Annotated in this window: 19 protein-coding genes; 6 read left to right on the forward strand and 13 right to left on the reverse strand. The window is 74.5% G+C overall.

Translation table 11 applies throughout. From position 1 onward, the window contains the following. Positions 1 to 35 precede the first annotated feature (35 nt). From O7546_RS08045 to O7546_RS08085, 9 genes are all read right to left on the reverse strand, one after another. Entirely contained in the window at positions 36 to 2,297 is a 2,262-nt protein-coding gene (locus tag O7546_RS08045; RefSeq protein ID WP_194800851.1) for a catalase, read from the reverse strand. A 92-nt stretch (positions 2,298 to 2,389) separates the two neighbouring features. After that, positions 2,390 to 3,052, reverse strand: coding sequence for a 4'-phosphopantetheinyl transferase superfamily protein (locus tag O7546_RS08050; RefSeq protein WP_194800852.1), 663 nt, complete (start codon positions 3,050 to 3,052; stop codon positions 2,390 to 2,392). Further along, positions 3,049 to 3,873 carry a metallophosphoesterase gene (locus O7546_RS08055; protein WP_194800853.1) on the reverse strand — a complete coding sequence of 275 codons (825 nt, stop codon included), beginning with the start codon at positions 3,871 to 3,873 and terminating at the stop codon, positions 3,049 to 3,051. The genes O7546_RS08050 and O7546_RS08055 overlap by 4 nt, the downstream gene beginning before the upstream one ends. A gap of 57 nt (positions 3,874 to 3,930) precedes the next feature. After that, positions 3,931 to 4,881: a prolyl aminopeptidase gene (gene pip / locus O7546_RS08060; protein ID WP_269696475.1), complete on the reverse strand. Its 951-nt coding sequence runs from the start codon at positions 4,879 to 4,881 to the stop codon at positions 3,931 to 3,933. Positions 4,882 to 4,923: 42 nt separating this feature from the next. After that, positions 4,924 to 5,298: a hypothetical protein gene (locus O7546_RS08065; RefSeq protein WP_194800855.1), complete on the reverse strand. Its 375-nt coding sequence runs from the start codon at positions 5,296 to 5,298 to the stop codon at positions 4,924 to 4,926. Between the two features lie 124 nt (positions 5,299 to 5,422). Then, positions 5,423 to 6,892, reverse strand: a complete 1,470-nt coding sequence (locus tag O7546_RS08070; RefSeq protein ID WP_194800856.1) for a hypothetical protein — start codon at positions 6,890 to 6,892, stop codon at positions 5,423 to 5,425. 135 nt (positions 6,893 to 7,027) lie between these two features. Further along, positions 7,028 to 7,990, reverse strand: a complete 963-nt coding sequence (locus O7546_RS08075; protein WP_281600682.1) for an anti-sigma factor RsbA family regulatory protein — start codon at positions 7,988 to 7,990, stop codon at positions 7,028 to 7,030. Further along, positions 7,987 to 8,814, reverse strand: a complete 828-nt coding sequence (locus O7546_RS08080) for an MEDS domain-containing protein (protein ID WP_281600683.1) — start codon at positions 8,812 to 8,814, stop codon at positions 7,987 to 7,989. Before O7546_RS08080 ends, O7546_RS08075 begins: the two co-directional genes overlap by 4 nt. Before the next feature lie 23 nt (positions 8,815 to 8,837). After that, entirely contained in the window at positions 8,838 to 9,947 is a 1,110-nt protein-coding gene (locus tag O7546_RS08085) for a hypothetical protein (protein WP_281600684.1), read from the reverse strand. A gap of 175 nt (positions 9,948 to 10,122) precedes the next feature. On the opposite strand from O7546_RS08085, the gene O7546_RS08090 reads away from it, so the two are divergent. Further along, complete coding sequence (locus tag O7546_RS08090) at positions 10,123 to 10,596, forward strand: GNAT family N-acetyltransferase (protein WP_281600685.1); 474 nt, start codon at positions 10,123 to 10,125, stop codon at positions 10,594 to 10,596. Positions 10,597 to 10,804: 208 nt separating this feature from the next. Here O7546_RS08090 and O7546_RS08095 read toward each other — a convergent pair whose 3' ends face one another. Further along, positions 10,805 to 11,320 (reverse strand): 2'-5' RNA ligase family protein, encoded by a 516-nt coding sequence (locus tag O7546_RS08095; protein ID WP_145752617.1) that lies wholly within the window; start codon positions 11,318 to 11,320, stop codon positions 10,805 to 10,807. A 99-nt stretch (positions 11,321 to 11,419) separates the two neighbouring features. On the opposite strand from O7546_RS08095, the gene O7546_RS08100 reads away from it, so the two are divergent. Then, on the forward strand, positions 11,420 to 11,926 hold the full coding sequence (locus tag O7546_RS08100; protein WP_194800861.1) for a DinB family protein: 507 nt from the start codon (positions 11,420 to 11,422) through the stop codon (positions 11,924 to 11,926). Here O7546_RS08100 and O7546_RS08105 read toward each other — a convergent pair. After that, positions 11,913 to 12,890 (reverse strand): glycoside hydrolase family 88 protein, encoded by a 978-nt coding sequence (locus O7546_RS08105; RefSeq protein WP_269696480.1) that lies wholly within the window; start codon positions 12,888 to 12,890, stop codon positions 11,913 to 11,915. The genes O7546_RS08100 and O7546_RS08105 overlap by 14 nt on opposite strands. Positions 12,891 to 13,013: 123 nt before the next feature. Between O7546_RS08105 and O7546_RS08110 the strand changes: the two genes are divergently transcribed. Continuing rightward, a complete protein-coding gene (locus O7546_RS08110; RefSeq protein WP_194800863.1) occupies positions 13,014 to 13,391 on the forward strand; it encodes an SCP2 sterol-binding domain-containing protein in 378 nt (125 codons plus the stop codon). Then, positions 13,388 to 15,466, forward strand: a complete 2,079-nt coding sequence (locus O7546_RS08115) for a glycogen debranching N-terminal domain-containing protein (protein WP_194800864.1) — start codon at positions 13,388 to 13,390, stop codon at positions 15,464 to 15,466. Before O7546_RS08110 ends, O7546_RS08115 begins: the two co-directional genes overlap by 4 nt. Before the next feature lie 13 nt (positions 15,467 to 15,479). Here O7546_RS08115 and O7546_RS08120 read toward each other — a convergent pair whose 3' ends face one another. After that, positions 15,480 to 16,217 carry a Pr6Pr family membrane protein gene (locus O7546_RS08120; protein WP_269696481.1) on the reverse strand — a complete coding sequence of 246 codons (738 nt, stop codon included), beginning with the start codon at positions 16,215 to 16,217 and terminating at the stop codon, positions 15,480 to 15,482. A gap of 23 nt (positions 16,218 to 16,240) precedes the next feature. After that, positions 16,241 to 16,933 (reverse strand): hypothetical protein, encoded by a 693-nt coding sequence (locus O7546_RS08125; protein WP_281600686.1) that lies wholly within the window; start codon positions 16,931 to 16,933, stop codon positions 16,241 to 16,243. Between the two features lie 144 nt (positions 16,934 to 17,077). On the opposite strand from O7546_RS08125, the gene O7546_RS08130 reads away from it, so the two are divergent. Both O7546_RS08130 and O7546_RS08135 read left to right on the forward strand, forming a co-directional pair. Next, complete coding sequence (locus O7546_RS08130) at positions 17,078 to 17,968, forward strand: DUF72 domain-containing protein (RefSeq protein WP_269696483.1); 891 nt, start codon at positions 17,078 to 17,080, stop codon at positions 17,966 to 17,968. A 36-nt stretch (positions 17,969 to 18,004) separates the two neighbouring features. Next, positions 18,005 to 18,211 (forward strand): GTPase activator, encoded by a 207-nt coding sequence (locus O7546_RS08135; RefSeq protein WP_194800867.1) that lies wholly within the window; start codon positions 18,005 to 18,007, stop codon positions 18,209 to 18,211. Position 18,212: the final 1 nt, after the last annotated feature.

Below are 18,212 nucleotides of genomic sequence, written 5' to 3' on the forward strand. Positions count from 1 at the left end.
CCCCGTCCGGGACCGCCCCACGCGCGACTTCGGGATCAGGCGACCGAGGCCGGGAACCTCTCCCAGACCCGGTGCGCCGCCATCAGCCGCTGCACCTCGGCGAGCACCTCGGCGCCGGAACCACCGGTGACCACGCCGGGCGTGCCGGTGACGCCGGCCTGGTTCAGCACCTCGGCACCGGCGCCCCAGGCGCCGATCACCTTGGCGTGCCGCCACGCCTCCTCGACCAGCAGGAGCACCCGCGGGTCGACGGTCGCCCCGCCCGGTGCGCCGGCCTTGGCGTCGCGGGCCGGCAGCGCGTCCGGCGCCGGAGCCGGAGCGCCGGCCAGCAGCACCGCGTCGAACTCGACCGAACGGCCGGTGGCGAACGTGCGCTGCACCGGCAGCCCGTCGACGGTGCCGCCGTGCGCGGCGATCAGCAACGGCACCATGCCGGCGGCGGCCACCGCCCGGCGTACCTCGTGCACGTCGTCCAGGCCGGCCTGGGCGTCGACCACGATGCCGACCATCCGGCCGTCGGCCGGCCACTGGCGGCCCACCTGGGACAGCGCCGGGCTGGGCTGCACCTCCGCCAGCGGCACTGTGGGCTGCGGCACGGGCAGGCCCAGACCGATCGCCACCTGCTCGCACAGCACCGGGTCCACGTTCGCCAGGCACTGGAGCTGCCGCTCCTTGATCGCCTGGTGGTAGCACTTGCCCAGCTCGAACGTGTACGCCCGGATGATGTGCTCCTTCTCCACCGGCGACATGCTCTGCCAGAACAGGCGTACCTGGCTGTAGTGGTCGTCGAAGGAGGCCGGCGCGGCCCGCACCTTCGGCGCCTCGGCCACCGTCACCGGGGTGTCCACGAACGCGTGCTCCCGGTCGCCGGCCGGGAACGGGTTGCCGCCGTCGAGCGAGTTCGGCCGGTACGGCGCCACCCCGGCGTGCACCGCGTGCTGGTGGAAGCCGTCACGCAGCATGTCGTTGACGTCGGCGTGCGGCCGGTTGATCGGGATCTGGGTGAAGTTCGGCCCGCCCAGGCGGGTGAGCTGCGTGTCCACGTACGAGAAGAGACGGCCCTGCAGCAGCGGGTCGTTCGTCACGTCGATGCCCGGCGGCAGGTGCCCGACGTGGAACGCCACCTGCTCGGTCTCGGCGAAGAAGTTCCGCGGCGTCTTGTTCAGCGTGAGCTTGCCGATCGGCTGCACCGGCGCCAGCTCCTCCGGCACGATCTTCGTCGGGTCGAGCAGGTCGATCCCGGCGAACGTCTCCTCCGGCGTGTCCGGGAAGACCTGGATGCCCAGCTCCCACTCCGGGTACGCGCCGGCCTCGATCGCGTCGTACAGGTCGCGGCGGTGGTAGTCGGGGTCGATCCCGCCGATCAGCTGTGCCTCCTCCCAGGTCAGGGAGTGCACGCCCAGCTTCGGCTTCCAGTGGAACTTGACCAGCACCGTCGCCCCGGCCTCGTCGACCATCCGGAACGTGTGCACGCCGAAGCCCTCCATGGTCCGGTAGGACCGCGGGATGCCCCGGTCGGACATGTTCCAGATGGTGTGGTGCTGCGCCTCGGTGTGCAGCGAGACGAAGTCCCAGAACGTGTCGTGCGCGCTCTGCGCCTGCGGGATCTCCCGGTCCGGGTGCGGCTTGCCCGCGTGGATGACGTCCGGGAACTTGATCGCGTCCTGGATGAAGAACACCGGGATGTTGTTGGCGACCAGGTCGAACGTGCCCTCGTCGGTGTAGAACTTGGTGGCGAAGCCGCGGGTGTCGCGGACCGTGTCGGCCGAGCCGCGCGAGCCCAGCACGGTGGAGAAGCGGACGAAGACCGGCGTCTCGCGCCCCTTCTTCAGGAAGCCGGCCCGGGTCACCTCCTCGGCGGTGCCGTACGCGACGAACGTGCCGTGCGCACCAGCGCCGCGGGCGTGCACCACCCGCTCCGGGATCCGCTCGTGGTCGAAGTGGGTGATCTTCTCCCGCAGGTGGTGGTCCTGGAGCAGGACCGGGCCGCGCGGACCGGCCTTGAGCGAGTGGTCGGTGTCGCGCAGCCGGGCGCCGTTGGCGGTGGTGAGGTACGCACCCTGCTGCCCCTTGGCGATCTTCGGCACGCCGGTCTCGGCGCCGGTCGGGGTCCGGGTGTCCGGCGCGCCCTGCTCGGCCTTGGGCGGCAGCGGGCCGTGCGGCGTGGTCGGCTCCTCCAGCGGTGGCGGCGCGCTTCCGGGAGCGCCCGGCACGTCCGGAGTCAGCGCGTCGCCGACCTTCTCGACGGCGGCTTCGACGACACCCTTGACGATCTGGGCGGGCTTGCTGGATTCCATCAGGACCTGTCCTCCTACAGCTAAATGTCCAGGCCCTTTCGGCCCTACCCCAGCTCAGGGCGGGCAAACCGGAACAATCGCGGTATCGCCGGTCAGGACCGGCGCGGCACGGACACGGCGGTGAGCAGCAGCCCGCCGGCGACCAGCCAGCGGCCGTCCAGGACGTCGAGCGGCGGGCCGCCGTCGGCGCGGGCGCCGTCGACCAGGATCCGGGCGGTGAACCGGCCGTCCCGGTCGAAGGTCAGCTCCGCCTCCTCGAACCCGAGCCAGCGCCCGGTCAGCGGGTACCACGCCTTGTAGACCGACTCCTTGGCGCTGAACAGCAGCCGGTCCCAGTGCGTCCCCGGGTCGGCGTCGCGCAGCGCGGCCAGCCGCTCCGGCTCGCCCGCCACGGTGACCACCCCGGCCACCCCGTCGGGCAGCGGCTCGTGCGGCTCGGCGTCGATGCCCAGCCCGGCCAGCGCCCCGGCCGGGGCCACCGCCGCCGCCCGGTAGCCGGTGCAGTGCGTGATGCTGCCCACCACGCCGGCCGGCCAGACCGGTTCCCGCCGGGGACCGGGACGGATCGGCGCCGGGGCGTAGCCGAGGCGGGCCAGTGCCTCCCGCGCGCAGCGGCGGGCCGTCACGAACTCCTGGCGGCGCGCGGCCACCGCGCGGGCCACCAGGTCCTCCTCGCCCGGGTACGGCGCCTCGTCCGGCACGTCGGCGAACGCCTCGACGGCCAGCGCCCCGGCCGGCAGCAGTGCCGCGATCATCCGAGGATCCGCTTCATCGGCGCCGGCTCGCCGCCCCGGCGCCGCCACTCGCGCGGGTAGCCCAGCGACACCTCCTCGAACCGCACCCCGTCGTAGTGCGTGGTGCGCGGGATGTGCAGGTGGCCGTAGACCGCGACGGCGGCGCGGTGGCGCACGTGCCAGTCGGCCGTCCGGTCGGTGCCGCACCACTGGGCGAACTCCGGGAACCAGAGCACGTCGGTGGGCTGCCGCACCAGCGGCCAGTGGGTGACCAGCACTGTCGGCAGCGCCGGGTCGGTGGCCTCCAGCCGCCGCCGGGTCACCTCCAGCCGCGCCGCGCACCAGGACTCCCGGTCCGGGTACGGGTCGGGGTGCAACATCATCTCGTCGGTGCACACCACGCCGGCGTCGTACGCCGCGCGCAGCGACTCCTCCTTCGTGGTGGTGCCGGGGGCGCGGAACGAGTAGTCGTAGAGCAGGAACAGCGGCGCCACCGTGACCGGCCCGCCCGCGCCGCGCCACACCGGGTAGTCGTCCTCCGGGGTCAGCACGTCCAGCTCGCGGCACATCGCGACGAGGGCGTCGTAGCGGGCCACCCCACGCAGCGTCACCGGGTCGTTCGGGCTGGTCCACAGCTCGTGGTTGCCCGGCGCCCACACCACCCGCGCGAACCGGTCGCGCAGCAGTCGCAGCGTCCGCTCGATGTCGGCGAAGACCTCGCCGACGTCACCGGCCACGATCAGCCAGTCGTCCGCCGTCTCCGGCCGCAGGCCGTCCACCACCGCGCGGTTCTCCGCGTACGACACGTGGAGGTCACTGACCGCGTACAGCGCACCCGTCACCCGGCCGATCCTGCCAGCGGCGGTCGCGGATGGCCAGGCGCGAACCGGCGGGTCCGGTCAGCCGGCCCTCGCGGTCACCTCGTCGAGCGCACGCAGCACCTCCCGGGTGACGGCCGGCTCGGCGGCGGAGTGCCCGGCCTCCGGCACGATTCGCAGCGTCGCCTCCGGCCACCGGCGGGCCAGGTCGTACGCGGACACCGGCGGGCAGCACAGGTCGTACCGGCCGTTGACGATCACGGCGGGCAGGTGCCGGATCCGGTCCACGCCGTCGAGCAACTGACCCTCGGCCAGGAAACCGCCGTGCACCGCGTAGTGCGACAGGATCCGGGCCACCGGCAGCGCGTGGTCGTCGGTGGTGAAGTGGGCGAGCAGCTCCGGGTCGGGCCGCAGCGACGAGTTGACCGCCTCCCACCGCCCCCAGGCCCGCGCGTACTCCCGGGCCCGCGCCTGGTCCGGGCCGTGCAACCGCCTGTGGTACGCGGCCAGCACGTCGTCGCGCTCGTCCGGCGGGATCGGCGCCACGAACCGCTCCCACTCCTCGGGCTGGAGGTGGCGCAGCCCGCCCTGGTAGAACCAGTCCCGCTCGCTGCGCCGCAGCAGCAGCACACCGCGCAGGACCAGCCCGGTCACCCGCTCCGGGTGCGCCTGCGCGTACGCCAGGCCGAGCGTGGTGCCCCACGAGCCGCCGAACACCAGCCACGAGTCGATGCCCAGCCGCTGCCGGATCGTCTCCAGGTCGGCCACCAGATGCCAGGTGGTGTTGGCGCGCACCTCGCCGTGCGGGGTGCTGCGGCCGGCGCCGCGCTGGTCGAACAGCACGGCCCGGTGGCGCGCGGGGTCGAAGAACCGCCGTGCCGCCGGCACCAGGCCGCCGCCGGGCCCGCCGTGCAGGAACACCACTGGTACGCCGTCCGGCCGGCCGACCTCCTCCACGTACAGGACGTGGCCGTCACCGACCGGGAGCAGATGGGTGGCGTACGGCTCGACGGGCGGGTGCAGACCGGTCATGCCCGGTCATTGTGCCCGCCGCGGGCCCGCCGGGTGGCCCGGTCAGCAGGCGACGTTGCCGCCGAGGTTGTCCAGCAGCGCGTCGGCGACCCAGCCGGAGACACCGGTGGTGACGTCCCGCAGGTAGGTCCACGTGTAGGTGGTGTGGCCGTTCGCGCTGACCCGGTCGCCGCTGGCGAAGCAGTGGAAGTCGACAGTGTGGCTGAGCTGCCCGTAACCGAGGGAGGCGCACGTGGTGTGCGGGCCGGTGCGGATGTTGACGTTCGTGGCGTTGAACAGCTGGCCGAACTTGCTGTCCACGTTGGAGTGCGAGTGGCTGCACCCGGCGCTCGCCGGTGCGGCCGTGCCGGCCACCACGGCGCCCGCCGAAGCGACGGTCAGGACGACGGCGGCACCGATGGAGGAGATCTTCCGCATACCCGTCAACCCCCGAATAAAGATCGAGATGCACCAGCAGATCGATCCAAATATTTGCATAGAGCAAGGTCGATGAGCAAGATGCGGTGCCGCCGGCCCGGCCCGGACCGGCGGCGCCGACGTCTCAGGCGGTGGCCGGTACGCCGTTGTCCGTACCCGTCGTCTCCGCCTCGGGCACACCGCGCGGGGCCGGCGTGCGGACCGCGAACGCGTCGAAGCTCGGCCCGTCCAGCCGCTCGACGAACGGCTCCACGACCGGCGGCTCCGACCGGTCCGGCTCGATCGCGTCCGGCTCGGTCCGCCCGTCCACCGCCCGGGGCGTCACCTCGGCCGGCACGGTGATCGGCGGGCGCGCCGCCACCTGCGGGTACTCGGCGGTCTCCCCGCCGCCCGCGGCGGCCGCCATGACCGCCGCCGCGGCCAGGTCGGCGACCCGCTTGGCCTCCCGCTGCACCCGGGCCCGGGTCTCCTTGGCGTGCTGCTCGGCCAGGTCCGCCGAACGCCGCGCCTCGTCCAGCCGCTTCGTCTCCGCGGCCAGCTCCCGGCGTACGCCGACCAGCCGCTCCTCCACCTCCGCGCCGGTCCGCTCGATGGTGGCGATCTCCTGGCGGGTGTCCTCCAGCTGCCGGGAGACGCTCTCCAGCTCCGCCTTCAGCCCGGTCAGCGTCTCCTGCCGCTGCTGGATCTCCCGCTGCACGCCGGCGAGCTGCTCCTGGTGCGCCGCCGTCTCCTCGTCGGCCCGCTCCCGGACCTCGGTGGCGTACTGCTGCGCCTCGGCGACCAGCGCGGCGATGTCCTTCTCGGCGGCGGCGGCCCGGTCGGCCAGCTCCTGCTCGGCGGCGGCCCGCCGCTCGTCCAGCTCCTTGGCCATCGTGGCCTGCCACTGGGCCAGCTCCTGCTGGGCCTTGCTGCGGTTGGCCTGGACCTCCTGCTGGATCTGCGTCCGCGCGGCCTTCACCAGCGCCTCGGACGCCGAGCGCGCCTGCTCGACCTGCTGCGCGCTCTGCTCGGTGATCCGCTTCGCCTCCTGCTGGGCCCGGTCGTGCACGGCCTGGCCCTCGACGCGCAGCTTCTCCGCCAGCTCCCGCACGGCGGTCAGCTCCGCCTGCGCGGCGGCCCGCCGCTCCTCGTCCACCCGATCCTGCTCGGCCCGGCGGGCGGACAGCTCCTCGTCCAGCTCCCGCCGCTCCCGCGCGGCCTGCTCCTGCGCGGCGGCGAGCAGCTTCTCCGCCTGCCCCTGGACGTCCTCCGCGCGCCGGGTGGCCACGTCGGTGATCTGGCCGGCCTGCTTCTCGGCCAGGTCCAGGATCTGGTCCACCATCGGGCCGAGGTCGCGGAAGGACGCCCGGTCCACCGCCGACGGGCGGTCCCGCAGCTCCACCGCCTCGGCCTGCGCCCGCTGCACCTGCGCGGTCAGATCGCGCACCTGCGCGTACGCCCGGTCCCGCGCGGCGGTCAGCGCGCTCACCTCGGCGTCGACCTGCTCGACGTACCGGTCCACCTGACGTTTGTCGTAGCCGCGCAACGCGGGATCGAACCGGGGCCGCCCGGACAGGTCGTCGTGGGGTGCGAACGGCTCGGCACCGTTGGACATTCGCCATCCTCCGTCGGTTCGCCAGCGCCAGGCCGGCGGATGACCGCCCCGCAGGGCACGATGAGGCGCTACGGTACCGCGTCCGCGCGCGAGGCTCGCCCCGCCCCGCCCCCTGCCCGCCGACCGGCGGCACGGTCAGACCGGGAAGTGCGGGTTCCCCGCCGTCAGGCGGATGGTGAAGCCGGTCGCGTCCCTGTGGTACGTCACGTGGTCGCAACTCTGGTGGCTGATCCACAGGCCCAGACCGCCGTCGGAACCGTCGCCCGCCGGCAGCAGCCCGGCGAACGGGTCCTTCGGGCCGGTCCCTCGATCGTGGACGGTCACCACGATCCGGTCGGCCGCGCGCCACAACCGCAGGCACACCGGCGGCTCGCCGTGGCGCAGCGCGTTGCTCACCACCTCACTGACCGCGATGACCAGGCCGTCCAGGCCGTCGGGCGGCAGCAGGCCACGGTCGGCGGCGCGCACCTCCGCGCGGGCGCGGGCCGGCGTCGGGTCGACCAGCTCGACCAGCGGCGCGGTCCGCTGCACCGGGTCGGCCGGCGCCGGACGGAACTCGGTCAGGTAGCTCGTCGGCTCGGTGTAGAGACCGGCCGTCTCATGCCCGCCGTCCGGCCGCGCCACCAGCGGATGGGTACGCGCCACATCGGCGAGCACATGCGCGGGCGTGCCCCGTCGGTCGTAGGCGCAGATGCCCCAGAGCGGGAAGTCGTCGTAGGCGTGGTTGATCGCCGACTCGTAGCGCGCCCACCAGTCCCAGGTCGCGCCGAGCAGCACCGGCGGCAGCTCGCCGACCATCCGGATCTGCGCCGCCCCCGCCGCCACGTACGAGGCGAGCAGCTCCCGGTAGGAGCGCAGCGCGACGCTGGGCCGGGCGTAGACGTCGCCGACCGGCAGGAACGTGACCTCGGCGCCGGTGGGCAGCGCCCGGCGCACCAGCTCGGCGTTGCGCTCGTCCAGGTTCACCGCCGTCGGCTCGCCGGCCGCGATCCCGTCCAGCAGGAACGGCAGCGCCACCGCCAGCAGCTCCTCGTCGGAGTCGTAGACGAACGCCTCGTGGAAGTAGCCCACGTGGCCGGAGGCCGCGCCGCTCCTCATCGGACGACCTCCACCCGTACCTCGGACAGACCGAGCAGGTCGACCAGCCGGGCCGGGGCGCGGCTCGGCGTACGCAGCACCGCGACGGCGTCGTGCCGGCGGGCGTGGTCGCGCAGGTGCAGCAGGCTGCGGTGGTCGACGAAACGCAGCTCGGCGGCGTCGAACACGACCCGGCCCGCCACCGGCCGCGGGTCGGCCCGCTCCAGCGCGGCGGCGAAGTCCCGGTGGTTGGACGGGTCCAGCTCGCCGGCCAGCGCCACCACCGAGTCGCCGTCGCCGGCGTGCAGCCGGAACAGCACGTCCGCGTTCGTCACCGAGTGCAGGCAGGCCAGCTCGGCGATCGCCGCGTCGTCCAGCTGCCGGCGGTCGTAGGCACAGACCGCCGACATCGGCCGGTGCCGCATCCAGTGGTCGATCCGGTGCTCGTAGCGGGCGAACGCGTCCCGCTGGGCGGGGCTGCGGACCAGGCTCGTCGCCTCCGCCAGCACCCGCAGGCCGGTGTGCCCTGCGGTCAGCGCCTCGGTGGTGGCCCGCACGTACGCCTGGACCTGCCGGTCGGGGTCGACGATCTCGTCGTGCCGGTACGCCTCGCCGACGGGAACCAGCCGGAGCGCGTCCCGCCGGCGCGCGGCGTCGAGCCCGGGAACCGAGGCCAGCCAGCCGGTGACAGTGGCGCGATCCTCCGGACAGACCACCCAGACCTGCTCACCGGCGGCGAGACCGGCGGTGACCTGCTCGACCGCGAGTGCGCGCAGCACGGCCGGGTCGTCGTAGGCGAGGCAGCCGTGGGTGTAACCCGGGTGCGTCACGCTCCCGCTGGTCACCGACTACGCCTCATGGGTCCAGTCTATGCCGGGCCCACCTGGAGATCGCGCCAGGCCGTGGCCTCGAGCGGCGGGTCACCCAGCTCGAACTCGGCCCAGTTGTTCCAGTACGCGATCGCGTCCACGTCGTTCTGCTGCCGCAGCCAGGTGACGTGCTCGCGGATCGTCCGCGCCCGGCCCGCGCCGGTGGTGTCCGTGGCGATGCGGCTCAGCCCGTACTCGGGCACCAGCAGCCGGATCCCCGGGTACGCGGCGCGCACCTTGCCGAAGGCCACGCCGAACATCCGGGAGGCGGGCCAGTACGCGGCGGTGTCCCGGGAGTAGCAGTCCACGCCGTAGTGGGTCATGCCCGGGTAGCCCCAGTCGGCCGGGATGCCGCGCCCCTCGTCGAGCCAGTAGCGGGTCACGATCGGGCCGTGCCCGAGCACCCACCGCCGGTTGCGGTGCGCCGCCAGGATCTGGGTCACCCGGCTCGCCGTCGCCCGGTACGTGGCGGGGGTCACGTCGCCCATCGGCTCGTGGTACCAGGTCAGGTAGATCGGGCGGTTCACGCCGTCGAGCCAGCCGGCCAGCTGCTCGACGTCGTCCTTCCAGCTGACGTGCATGACGGCGGAGGGCGCGTCGGCGAACTTGCCCGTGTTCAGCGCGGGCAGTTCCGGCAGCGCGTCCGCGTCCGGGCCGTCCGTGCCGAAGTCGCGCATGTAGCGGATGCCCGGATAGTCGGCCACCGCCCGCTGGGTCCGGGCGCCCTTCTCGGCGCTCATCCCGACCAGCAGCGGCACGGTCAGCGTGGTGGTGCCCGTGCCGGTGCGGCCGGCGCCGTCACGCGCCGTCGCGGTCAGCGTCACCGTGCCCCGGCCGGCCAGCACGGAGACTGTGAAGCGGCCCGGTTCGGCGCCGCTCGGTGTGACTGTCACCCCCGGCGAGGCACCGGCGAGCTGGATGGTCAGCGGGACGCTCAGGTCCACCCGGACCGGGCTGTCCCAGGTGACGCCGGTGGGGTCGCTGACCCGGCCGGCGAGCGTCAGCAGGCGCGAGTCGGGGTGGTAGGCGTCGACCCGGACGGTGGTCGACTGCCCGGGCAGCAGGACGGTCTGGTCGGCGGTGACGGAACGGACGACGGGTGCGGCCATGAGGCTCTCCTTCGACGTGCTTCGCTGCCGCTCCGGCCGCACGTCTTCGGGTGGCCAGAAGGGCTCTGACCTGCGCTTTTGCCAGCTTGCGTCGGTTCGGCCCCGATCGTCAGGGCGGCCGCAGATGGCGCGAAACCCGGTCGCCGCCGAGCTGTCCCGCCCGCATCCTGGTCCGATGCCGATCATCGTGCGGGACCTGCGCGTGCCGGACTGGCCGCAGCTGTGGCCGATGCTGCGGGACATGGGCGTGGGCGACGAGCCGCCGGAGGTCCACCGGCTGCGGTTCGCCGCGCTGCTGGCCGACCCCCGCTGGGCGCTGCTCGGCGCCGTCGACGCTGGCGGGCCGGTCGGGTACGCCGCCGCCCAGGACCACGGCCCGCACCTGCGTTCCGGTGACGCGCACCGGACCGTACGCCTGCACGACCTGTACGTCCGGGCGGACCGCCGCCGCGACGGGGTGGGCAGGTCGTTGTTCGACGCGGTCCGCCGGTGGGCCGCCGGGCGGGCGCGGCACCTGGAGTGGCAGGCCCACCACGAGCGGGCGGCGCCGTTCTACGAGCGGCTCGGCCATCGGGGCGACAGGTGCCCGCAGCCGGACTACCCGACGTTCCTCCTCGATCTGACCGGAACCGACCCCACCTTCCCCTGACGCAACCGCCTCACCTGCGCTGCCCCCGCCCAAGATCAACACCAGTTCGGGGAGGTGGCTCCATCAATGGTGGTCTGATGCCGCCATTTCCCCGAGCTGGTGTCGATCTTGGATCGGGATGCCACCATTTCCCCGAGCTGGCGTTGATCATGGAGCGGGATGGCACCACGTCGGGGAACTGGTGTGGATCACGGGTGTAGAAGGGGAATCAGGGCAGGGGGTGGGAGATGTCGCGGGCGTGGTCGGCCACCGCCGCGCCGACCACCGTCGCGGTCAGCGGCAGCACCTCCAGGCAGCGGCGCACCGCTGCGCCCATCAGCGGGTTCGGCACCCGCATCGACAGCGTGCAGTGCGGCACCCAGCGGCCCGGGCGGTAGTGCTCCACCACCTCGACGCCGGCCCGCGCCAGCCGCTCGTGCACCGCCGCGTGGTGCGCCAGCAGCTCGGGCGTCGGCGCCGGCCCGAGCCAGAGCACCCGCCCGACGAACTGCCCGGCGTGCTGGAACTCCAGCCGCAGCGGCGCGGCCACCACCGTTCCGGCGAGCGCCTCGGCGACGCGGTGCGGGTCCAGGCGGGGCGCGACCGCCAGCGAGACGTGCGGGCGGTGCCGCTGCGCCAGCAGGGACCGCATGCTCGGCACCCCGTCGGACTCCAGCAGGTCCCACAGCACCCGGATCCGCCGGGTGGCGTCGGTGTCCAGATACAGCTCCAGCGCCGCGACCACGCGATCACCCTAGAGGCGGGGCCCGCGCCGAGGTTTGCCGGGCACGCTGGGCGGTACTGCCCGAAGGGACGGCAGGAGTCGGCAGGGAGTGAGGGACACGTGGACGCGACGGACGTGCTGACCGAGGCGTACGGGCGGTTGCCCGATCTGGTCGCCGGGGCGCTCGACGGGCTCGACGCGGCCCAGCTGCGGCGGGCGCCGGCCGACGGGGCGAACCCGGTCGGCTGGCTGGTCTGGCACCTGACCCGGATCCAGGACGACCACGTGGCCGACGTGATGGGGGAGCCGCAGCTGTGGGCCACCGGCGACTGGGCGGCGCGCTGCGGCCTGCCGCCGGACCCAGCCGACACCGGCTTCGGGCACGGCCCGGAGCAGATCGCCGCGGTACGCCCCGAGAACGGCGGCGTGCTGCTCGACTACCACCGGGCGGTGGTGGACCGGAGCCTCGCGTACCTGCGCGGCCTGCGCCCGGCCGACCTCGACCGGGTGGTGGACGAGAACTGGGATCCGCCGGTGACGCTCGGGGTGCGGCTGGTGAGCGTGCTCGACGACGACCTCCAGCATGTCGGTCAGGCCGCGTACGTGCGGGGACTCATCCTGCGCTGAGCGTCGCGCCAGCCCGGCGCAGCGCGGCGAGCCCGAGCAGGTGGCACGCCTGCGCCTCGGGCGAGGTGCCGGGGCCCTCGAAGTCCGGAGCCCCGCTGACCCCTGTCACCCGGCCGTACGCGTCGACCCGCCGGGCGGCGGCCGCGAGCAGGCCCGCCCCCACCTCGAACCACGACCGGGACAGCCACCCGTCGGCCACCCCGGTGAGGGCCGCGTACCCGAGCAACTGGGCGGTGTTGGCCTCCCGGAACGCGCCCGGCTCGTCCAGCACGTCCGGGAACAGCCCGTCCGCGCCCCGGTACGCGAGGCAGGCGGTCAGCACCTCCTCGGCGTGCCCGGCCAGCTCGGCCCGGAGGCCGTCCGGCCGGTCCGGCGCGAGCCGCAGCGCGCGGGCGATCCCGGCGACCACCCAGCCGTTGCCGGTGCCCCACGGCCCGGGCCGGTCCAGCTCGCAGCGGTCCTCGTCCCAGCGGGCGGCGTACAGGCCGGTGCGTGTGTCGTACAGCCGTCGCCGGTGCCCCGCGACCTGCGCCGCGGCCGCCCCGGTCCGGCCGGTCAGCGCCAGCAGCGGCACCACCATGTAGATCGTGTCCGCCCACACCTGGCGGCCGTCGAGCAGGTGGAACAGCGTGCCGTCGGCGGCCCTCGGCGCCCGGCGGGCCAGCCAGTCGAGCTGGGCGTCCAGCGCCTCGGCGTACCGCCGGTCGCCGGTGCGGCGGGCGGCGTGCCGGACCACCTCGCCGCACGCGGCGCCGTTCACCGCGCCCACCGAACCGGCCGGTTCACCGAGCCGGCCGTCCGGCCGCTGCCGGGTCACCACGGCGTCGGCGACCAGTACCGCTGCCTCGTCCAGGCCCAGGTCGAGCAGCGCCTGGCCGAGGATGCCCTGTTCCCAGGACTCGCGCTGCATGGTCAGCAGCGCGAGCAGCACCCGGTCGGCGGTGGCGTCCCCGGTCGTCGGCATGGCCGCAGGGATACCCGCCGCGCCGCCGTGCCTCACCCGGTCCGGGTGAGTTCGCCTCACCCGCGATGCGGGGACGCTGCGGGACGAGCGGCGCCGGCCGCGACCACCGACGAGGAGGGCCCGATGAGCGTCTCGGCCGTGGAACACCTGACCCGGGGAACCGCCGGCCGGCACCCGGAGCTGCCCGAGACCACCTCCGGCACCATCCGCCTGGACCTGCGCGACGACGGCCGCACCGAGCACTGGTACCTGACCATCGACCGGCAGGACGTCCGGGTGGACCGCCTGGCCGAGGAGGCGGACCTGGTGGTCGGCGCGGACCGCGAGGTGTTCGACCGGATCGCGGCGGGACGCCTGCACCCGGCCGCCGCGCTGCTGCGCAACGACCTCGCCGCGCGGGGCGAACTCAAGCTGCTGATGACGCTGCGCCGGCTCTTCCCCGGCCCGCCGGACGCCCGAGACCCCCGGGACGTGGCCGGCGCCCGGGTGGCGGCCCGATGAGGCAGGAGCTGGTCCATGTCCTCGCCGGTAACGCGTTCGCCGTGAGCGACGCGCAGGGGGACATGGAACGCGACCCGTCCGCGCCGATCGGCCTGTTCTCGTTCGACACCCGGTTCCTGTCCCACTGGGTGCTCACGATCGACGGCGAGCGGTTGCACGCGCTGTCCCGCGACGACCTGACCTACTTCGAGACCCGATTCGTGCTGGTGCCGGGCGCGGCCAGCCACTACGTGGACGCCGACGTCTCGGTGATCCGGCACCGCTCGATCGACGAGGCGTACCACGAGAGCCTCACGGTGCTGAACCACTCGGCCGAGCCCGCCGAGTACACGGTGCGGATGGAGATGGCCGGCGACTTCGCCGACACCTCCGAGATCCTGCGTCCCGGCCCGCGCCGGCCGACCGTCATCCCCGAACCGGAGCAGCGGCGGCTGCGGATCCGGTACGAGCGTGGGCGGTTCACCCGGGAGACGTGCGTCTCCAGCACCGTCCCGGGGGAGGTGGACACGCGCGGGATGACCTTCCGGATTCGCGTCGAGCCGCAGGGCAAGTGGCAGGTCGACCTGCACGTCGGCATGGTCATCCAGGGCGCCGGCGGGCGGGACCTGCGGGCCGGCATCGAGTCGCACCGGCAGCACGTCCGTCAGGACATGCGCGACGACCTCGAACGGTGGTACGACCGGGCGCCGCACCTGGTCGCCGAACGGCCCGGGCTGGCCGCCGTGTACCGGCAGGCCCTGACCGACCTGGCCGCGCTGCGGTACATGCCGCTGGCCTACAGCGAGCGGGTGCCGGTCGGCGGGATGCCCTGGGCGATGGCGCTGTACGGGCGGGACGCGCTGATCACCTGCCTCCAGACGCTGCCGTTCACGCCCGAGCTGACCCCGGGAACGCTGCACATGCTGGCGATGGTGCAGGGCGGCCGGCTAGACGACCGGCACGAGGAGGAACCCGGCAAGATCGTCGCCGAGCTGCGGTACGGCGAGGCGGCCGCGTTCGACGAGCAGCCCACCGCGCTCTACTACGGCGCCGCCGACACCACCCCGCTGTTCGTGATCCTGCTCGACGAGTACGAGCGCTGGACCGGTGACGCCGACCTGGTCCACGAGCTGCGGCACCCGGCGCGGATGGCGCTGGACTGGCTGACCCGCTACGGCGACCAGTGCGGCGACGGCTACCTGCGCTACCAGCCGCGCAACACCGACACCGGGGTCGCCAACCAGACCTGGCGCAATTCGCCGGCGGCGATCGTCGACCGGCACGGCGTGGAGCCGCCGTACCCGCGCGCGACGTGCGAGCTTCAGGGGTACGCGTACGACGCGCGGATCCGGGGCGCCCGCCTGGCCCGGGAGTTCTGGGGCGACCCGGCCTACGCCGAACGCCTGGAGGCCGACGCGGCGCGGTTGCGGGAGCGGTTCGATCGCGACTTCTGGCTGCCGCAGCGCGGCTACTACGCGCTGGCGCTCACCCCGGACGGTGAGCCGGTCGACGCGCTCACCTCGCACCTGGGGCACCTGCTGTGGAGCGGCATCGTGGCGCCGGAACGGGCCGACGCGCTGGCCGGGCACCTGTGCGGACCGGACCTGTTCTCCGGCTGGGGCGTGCGCACCTACGCGCAGGGGCAGCGGCCGTACAACCCGGTCGGCGCGCACCTCGGCGCGGTGTGGCCGTGGGACAACGCGATCGTCGCGGCGGGGCTGCGGCGGTACGGCTACGACGAGGCGGCGGCCGACATCGTCGCCGGAGTGTTCGCGATGGCGGAGACGCTCGGCGGATCGGTCCCGGAGACGATCGCCGGCTACCCCCGTGCGGTGACCAAGTACCCGGTCCAGTTGCCGGAGGCCGGACGACCGCAGTCGTGGGCGTCGGGCGGGTTGCTGATGCTGTTGTCGACCATGCTGGGGCTGCGTCCGTGCGGAGAGAACCTGCTGGTGAACCCGGCCGTCCCGACCGGGTACGGGCGGATCGAGCTGCTCGACGTGCCGGGCCGGTGGGGGCGGGCCGACTCGTACGGCCGGGAACGCGGCGCGGGCCGCCGGGTCCGCGCAGGCGAGCCGGCCCGGCGCGCCGCCTGATCCGCCGGGCCGCTCAGGCCGAGCTGGTGGTCTCCCGCTGGACCACCGGCGGCTCGTCCGGCCCGGCCGTGGCCGGCGGCCCCACCGCGCCGGGCGTGGCCGGTGGGGTCGCCGGTTCGGCGCGCCCGGCCCGGGCGAGCAGCCGGTCCACGCCCACGAACAGCAGGCCCAGCAGCCAGAACACCGTGGCGAACCCGACCGCGCTGACCGCCAACCCGTCGTAGCCGAGCTCGCCCGCGTCGATGAACGGGTACGGGTACCTGTCCACGATCAGGCCGCGTACCAGCGCGAACCCGAGGTATCCGAGCGGGAACACCAGCCACCAGGCGGCGTACCGGGGGCGCAGCCGGCCGCGCCTGTCGAACAGCGCCCAGTCGGCGACCGCCAGCAGCGGCACCACGGTGTGCAGGAACTGGTTGCCCCACCACTCACCCGGTTGCCGGTCCGGCTGGGCCATCGCGAACGGGCTGGCCGGGTTGGCCAGCACCAGGTGGTAGACGGTGCCGGTGATGGTGATGTAGAGGGTCACCGCTCCCTTGAGGGCACTCGGCGGCTCGGGCCGGTCGCGCAGCGCGCACCAGGCGGCGTACCCGGCGAGGACGCCGACCGCCACGTTGCTCTGGATGGTGAAGTACGGCAGCAGGCCGGTCACCGTGGCCGGGCCGAGCGCGGTGAGGACGATGCCGGCCAGCACGGCGAGCACCACCGCCACACGGAGGAGGATCGCCGATCGGCGACGCCGGGGGGTCACGCGGGCAAGTTACCAGCCGGTCGTCAACCGGCCCGCCGCCCGGGCGGGGTGCCCGACGGCGGCCCGGCGTGCTCCGGCGCCGGGACGTCCACGCCCGGCGGTCCGCCGGACGGGTGGACCGGGTGCGCGGTCCGGCCGCCGCCTGGTCCGCCGTCGGCCCGGCCCGGCGGATCGTCGTCGCCCAGCAGCCCGGCGCAGTAGTCGGGCACCCGGTCGTGGCCCCCGGCGGCGGTGACGAGGTCGCTGAAGGCGGGTGTGGCGAGGGCGCGTCCCCGGTCCGGTTCGGCGAGCGCCCGGTACGCGACGCACAGTCCCGGCGGTGCGGACGGCTGCGGTGTCCCGGGTGCCGGCGAGCCCGCCGGCGGGCTCGGGCGGGCCGAGGGCGTGAGCGGCGCGGTGCCGATCGGCGGCGGCGCCGGTCGTGCGGCGCGCGGCAGGTTCCCGGTCGCGGCGAGCGCGACACCACCGGTGAGGGACGCGGCCAGCCCGGCCACCGCCATCCGGACACCGAAGCGGACACGGCGGCCACGGCGCATCCGCCGGGCCGACCGGTACCCGGCGACCGCTGCCGCCTCGCCGTCGAGTTCGCCCGCGCCCGGTGCGGCCCGGACCGCGGCCAGCACGGCGAGCAGTGCCGGCGGAGCGGGCGGCGCGTCGCCGGAGCGGCCGGCGAGCAGCCGCTCGACGGTTTCCTGGTCCAGGCCGGATGCGTCCATCTCGTGACCCTCAGCGCCGCGAACCGGCCGGGCGTCACACTCGGGCGGCGCGAAACCACGGTGAGGCCGGTCACCCGGTGCCGGTCCGGACCCGGAGGGCATCTCCGGTTGCCGATGTCCGGCGGTCGCGGTGAACTGAATTACATGGGTGTCATCAAGGTGGGCACGTCGTCCTGGGCCGACCAGATGCTGGTCCGCTCCGGCTGGTATCCGCGCGGGGTCAACACGCCCGCCGGCCGGCTCGGCTGGTACGCGGAGCGGTTCGGACTGGTCGAGGTGGACACGTCGTACTACGCCGTGCCGGCGCCGGAGACCACGGCGGGCTGGGCGGCCGCGACGCCGGACGGATTCACCTTCGACGTCAAGGCGTTCCGCCTGTTCACCGGCCACCACACACCGATCGACGCGTTGCCGAAGGACCTGCGTCCGGCCGGCGGCCCGAGCCGGATCCGCTGGCGCGACCTGCCCGCCGGGGCGTACGACGAGGTGTGGGACCGGTTCCACGCGGCGCTGGCGCCGCTCGCGGCGGCCGACCGGCTCGGCGCCGTGCTGTTGCAGTTCCCGCCGTGGCTGGCGCGTGGCGAGGCGGCTCGGCGGCGGATCCTCGACGCGGCCCGGCGCTGCCGTCCCTGGCCGGTCACCGTCGAGCTGCGGCACTCGTCCTGGTTCGACGGGGACGCGATGGCCGAGACCGTGACGTTCCTGCGCGAGCACGACCTCGGGTACGCCTGCGTGGACATGCCGCAGGGGCACGCCTCCTCGGTGCCGCCGGTCCTGGTCGCCACCACCGACCTGGCCGTGATCCGGTTCCACGGGCACAGCACGGCCTGGGAGAGCGGCGACAAGCAGGAACGGTTCCGCTACGCCTACGGCGAGCACGAGCTGCGGCACTGGTCGGTGCTGCTGCGCGAACTGGCCGACCAGTGCGCCGAACTGCACGTGCTGATGAACAACTGCTGTGGCGACCAGGCCCAGCGCGACGCCGCCCGCCTCGCCGACCTGCTCGACGTCGCCCCCGCTGCCGCGCGCGCCTGACGTTTCCGCCGCCACCGTCCGGGTACCGCCGGGGTCATGGACGACAGCGAAGGGGGATCGGTGGAGCAGCGGCGCAACGACGAGCGGGACCCGCGGGCGACCCGGGAGGCCGAGGAGGCACACGGCGGCAGCATGGCGCCGGGCCTGGTCGACGACACCGGGCACCCGGTGACCGAGTCGCCGGTGCCGGACAACGAGCCGTCCGCGCTCGGCGACCCGGGTGAGGACGGCACCGGCTCCTGAC

Origin of the sequence: Micromonospora sp. WMMA1976 (assembly GCF_027497335.1) — a bacterium.
Classification (GTDB): Bacteria; Actinomycetota; Actinomycetes; order Mycobacteriales; family Micromonosporaceae; genus Micromonospora; species Micromonospora aurantiaca.

Coding starts and splice junctions, on each gene's coding strand:
- pip (WP_269696475.1), bottom strand. CDS start 4,881: ATGACCGGTCTGCACCCGCCCGTCGAGCCGTACGCCACCCATCTGCTC.
- O7546_RS08135 (WP_194800867.1), top strand. CDS start 18,005: ATGGACGACAGCGAAGGGGGATCGGTGGAGCAGCGGCGCAACGACGAG.
- O7546_RS08115 (WP_194800864.1), top strand. CDS start 13,388: ATGAGGCAGGAGCTGGTCCATGTCCTCGCCGGTAACGCGTTCGCCGTG.
- O7546_RS08075 (WP_281600682.1), bottom strand. CDS start 7,990: ATGAGGAGCGGCGCGGCCTCCGGCCACGTGGGCTACTTCCACGAGGCG.
- O7546_RS08125 (WP_281600686.1), bottom strand. CDS start 16,933: ATGGACGCATCCGGCCTGGACCAGGAAACCGTCGAGCGGCTGCTCGCC.
- O7546_RS08110 (WP_194800863.1), top strand. CDS start 13,014: ATGAGCGTCTCGGCCGTGGAACACCTGACCCGGGGAACCGCCGGCCGG.
- O7546_RS08105 (WP_269696480.1), bottom strand. CDS start 12,890: ATGCCGACGACCGGGGACGCCACCGCCGACCGGGTGCTGCTCGCGCTG.
- O7546_RS08085 (WP_281600684.1), bottom strand. CDS start 9,947: ATGGCCGCACCCGTCGTCCGTTCCGTCACCGCCGACCAGACCGTCCTG.
- O7546_RS08090 (WP_281600685.1), top strand. CDS start 10,123: ATGCCGATCATCGTGCGGGACCTGCGCGTGCCGGACTGGCCGCAGCTG.
- O7546_RS08065 (WP_194800855.1), bottom strand. CDS start 5,298: ATGCGGAAGATCTCCTCCATCGGTGCCGCCGTCGTCCTGACCGTCGCT.
- O7546_RS08130 (WP_269696483.1), top strand. CDS start 17,078: ATGGGTGTCATCAAGGTGGGCACGTCGTCCTGGGCCGACCAGATGCTG.
- O7546_RS08045 (WP_194800851.1), bottom strand. CDS start 2,297: ATGGAATCCAGCAAGCCCGCCCAGATCGTCAAGGGTGTCGTCGAAGCC.
- O7546_RS08070 (WP_194800856.1), bottom strand. CDS start 6,892: ATGTCCAACGGTGCCGAGCCGTTCGCACCCCACGACGACCTGTCCGGG.
- O7546_RS08050 (WP_194800852.1), bottom strand. CDS start 3,052: ATGATCGCGGCACTGCTGCCGGCCGGGGCGCTGGCCGTCGAGGCGTTC.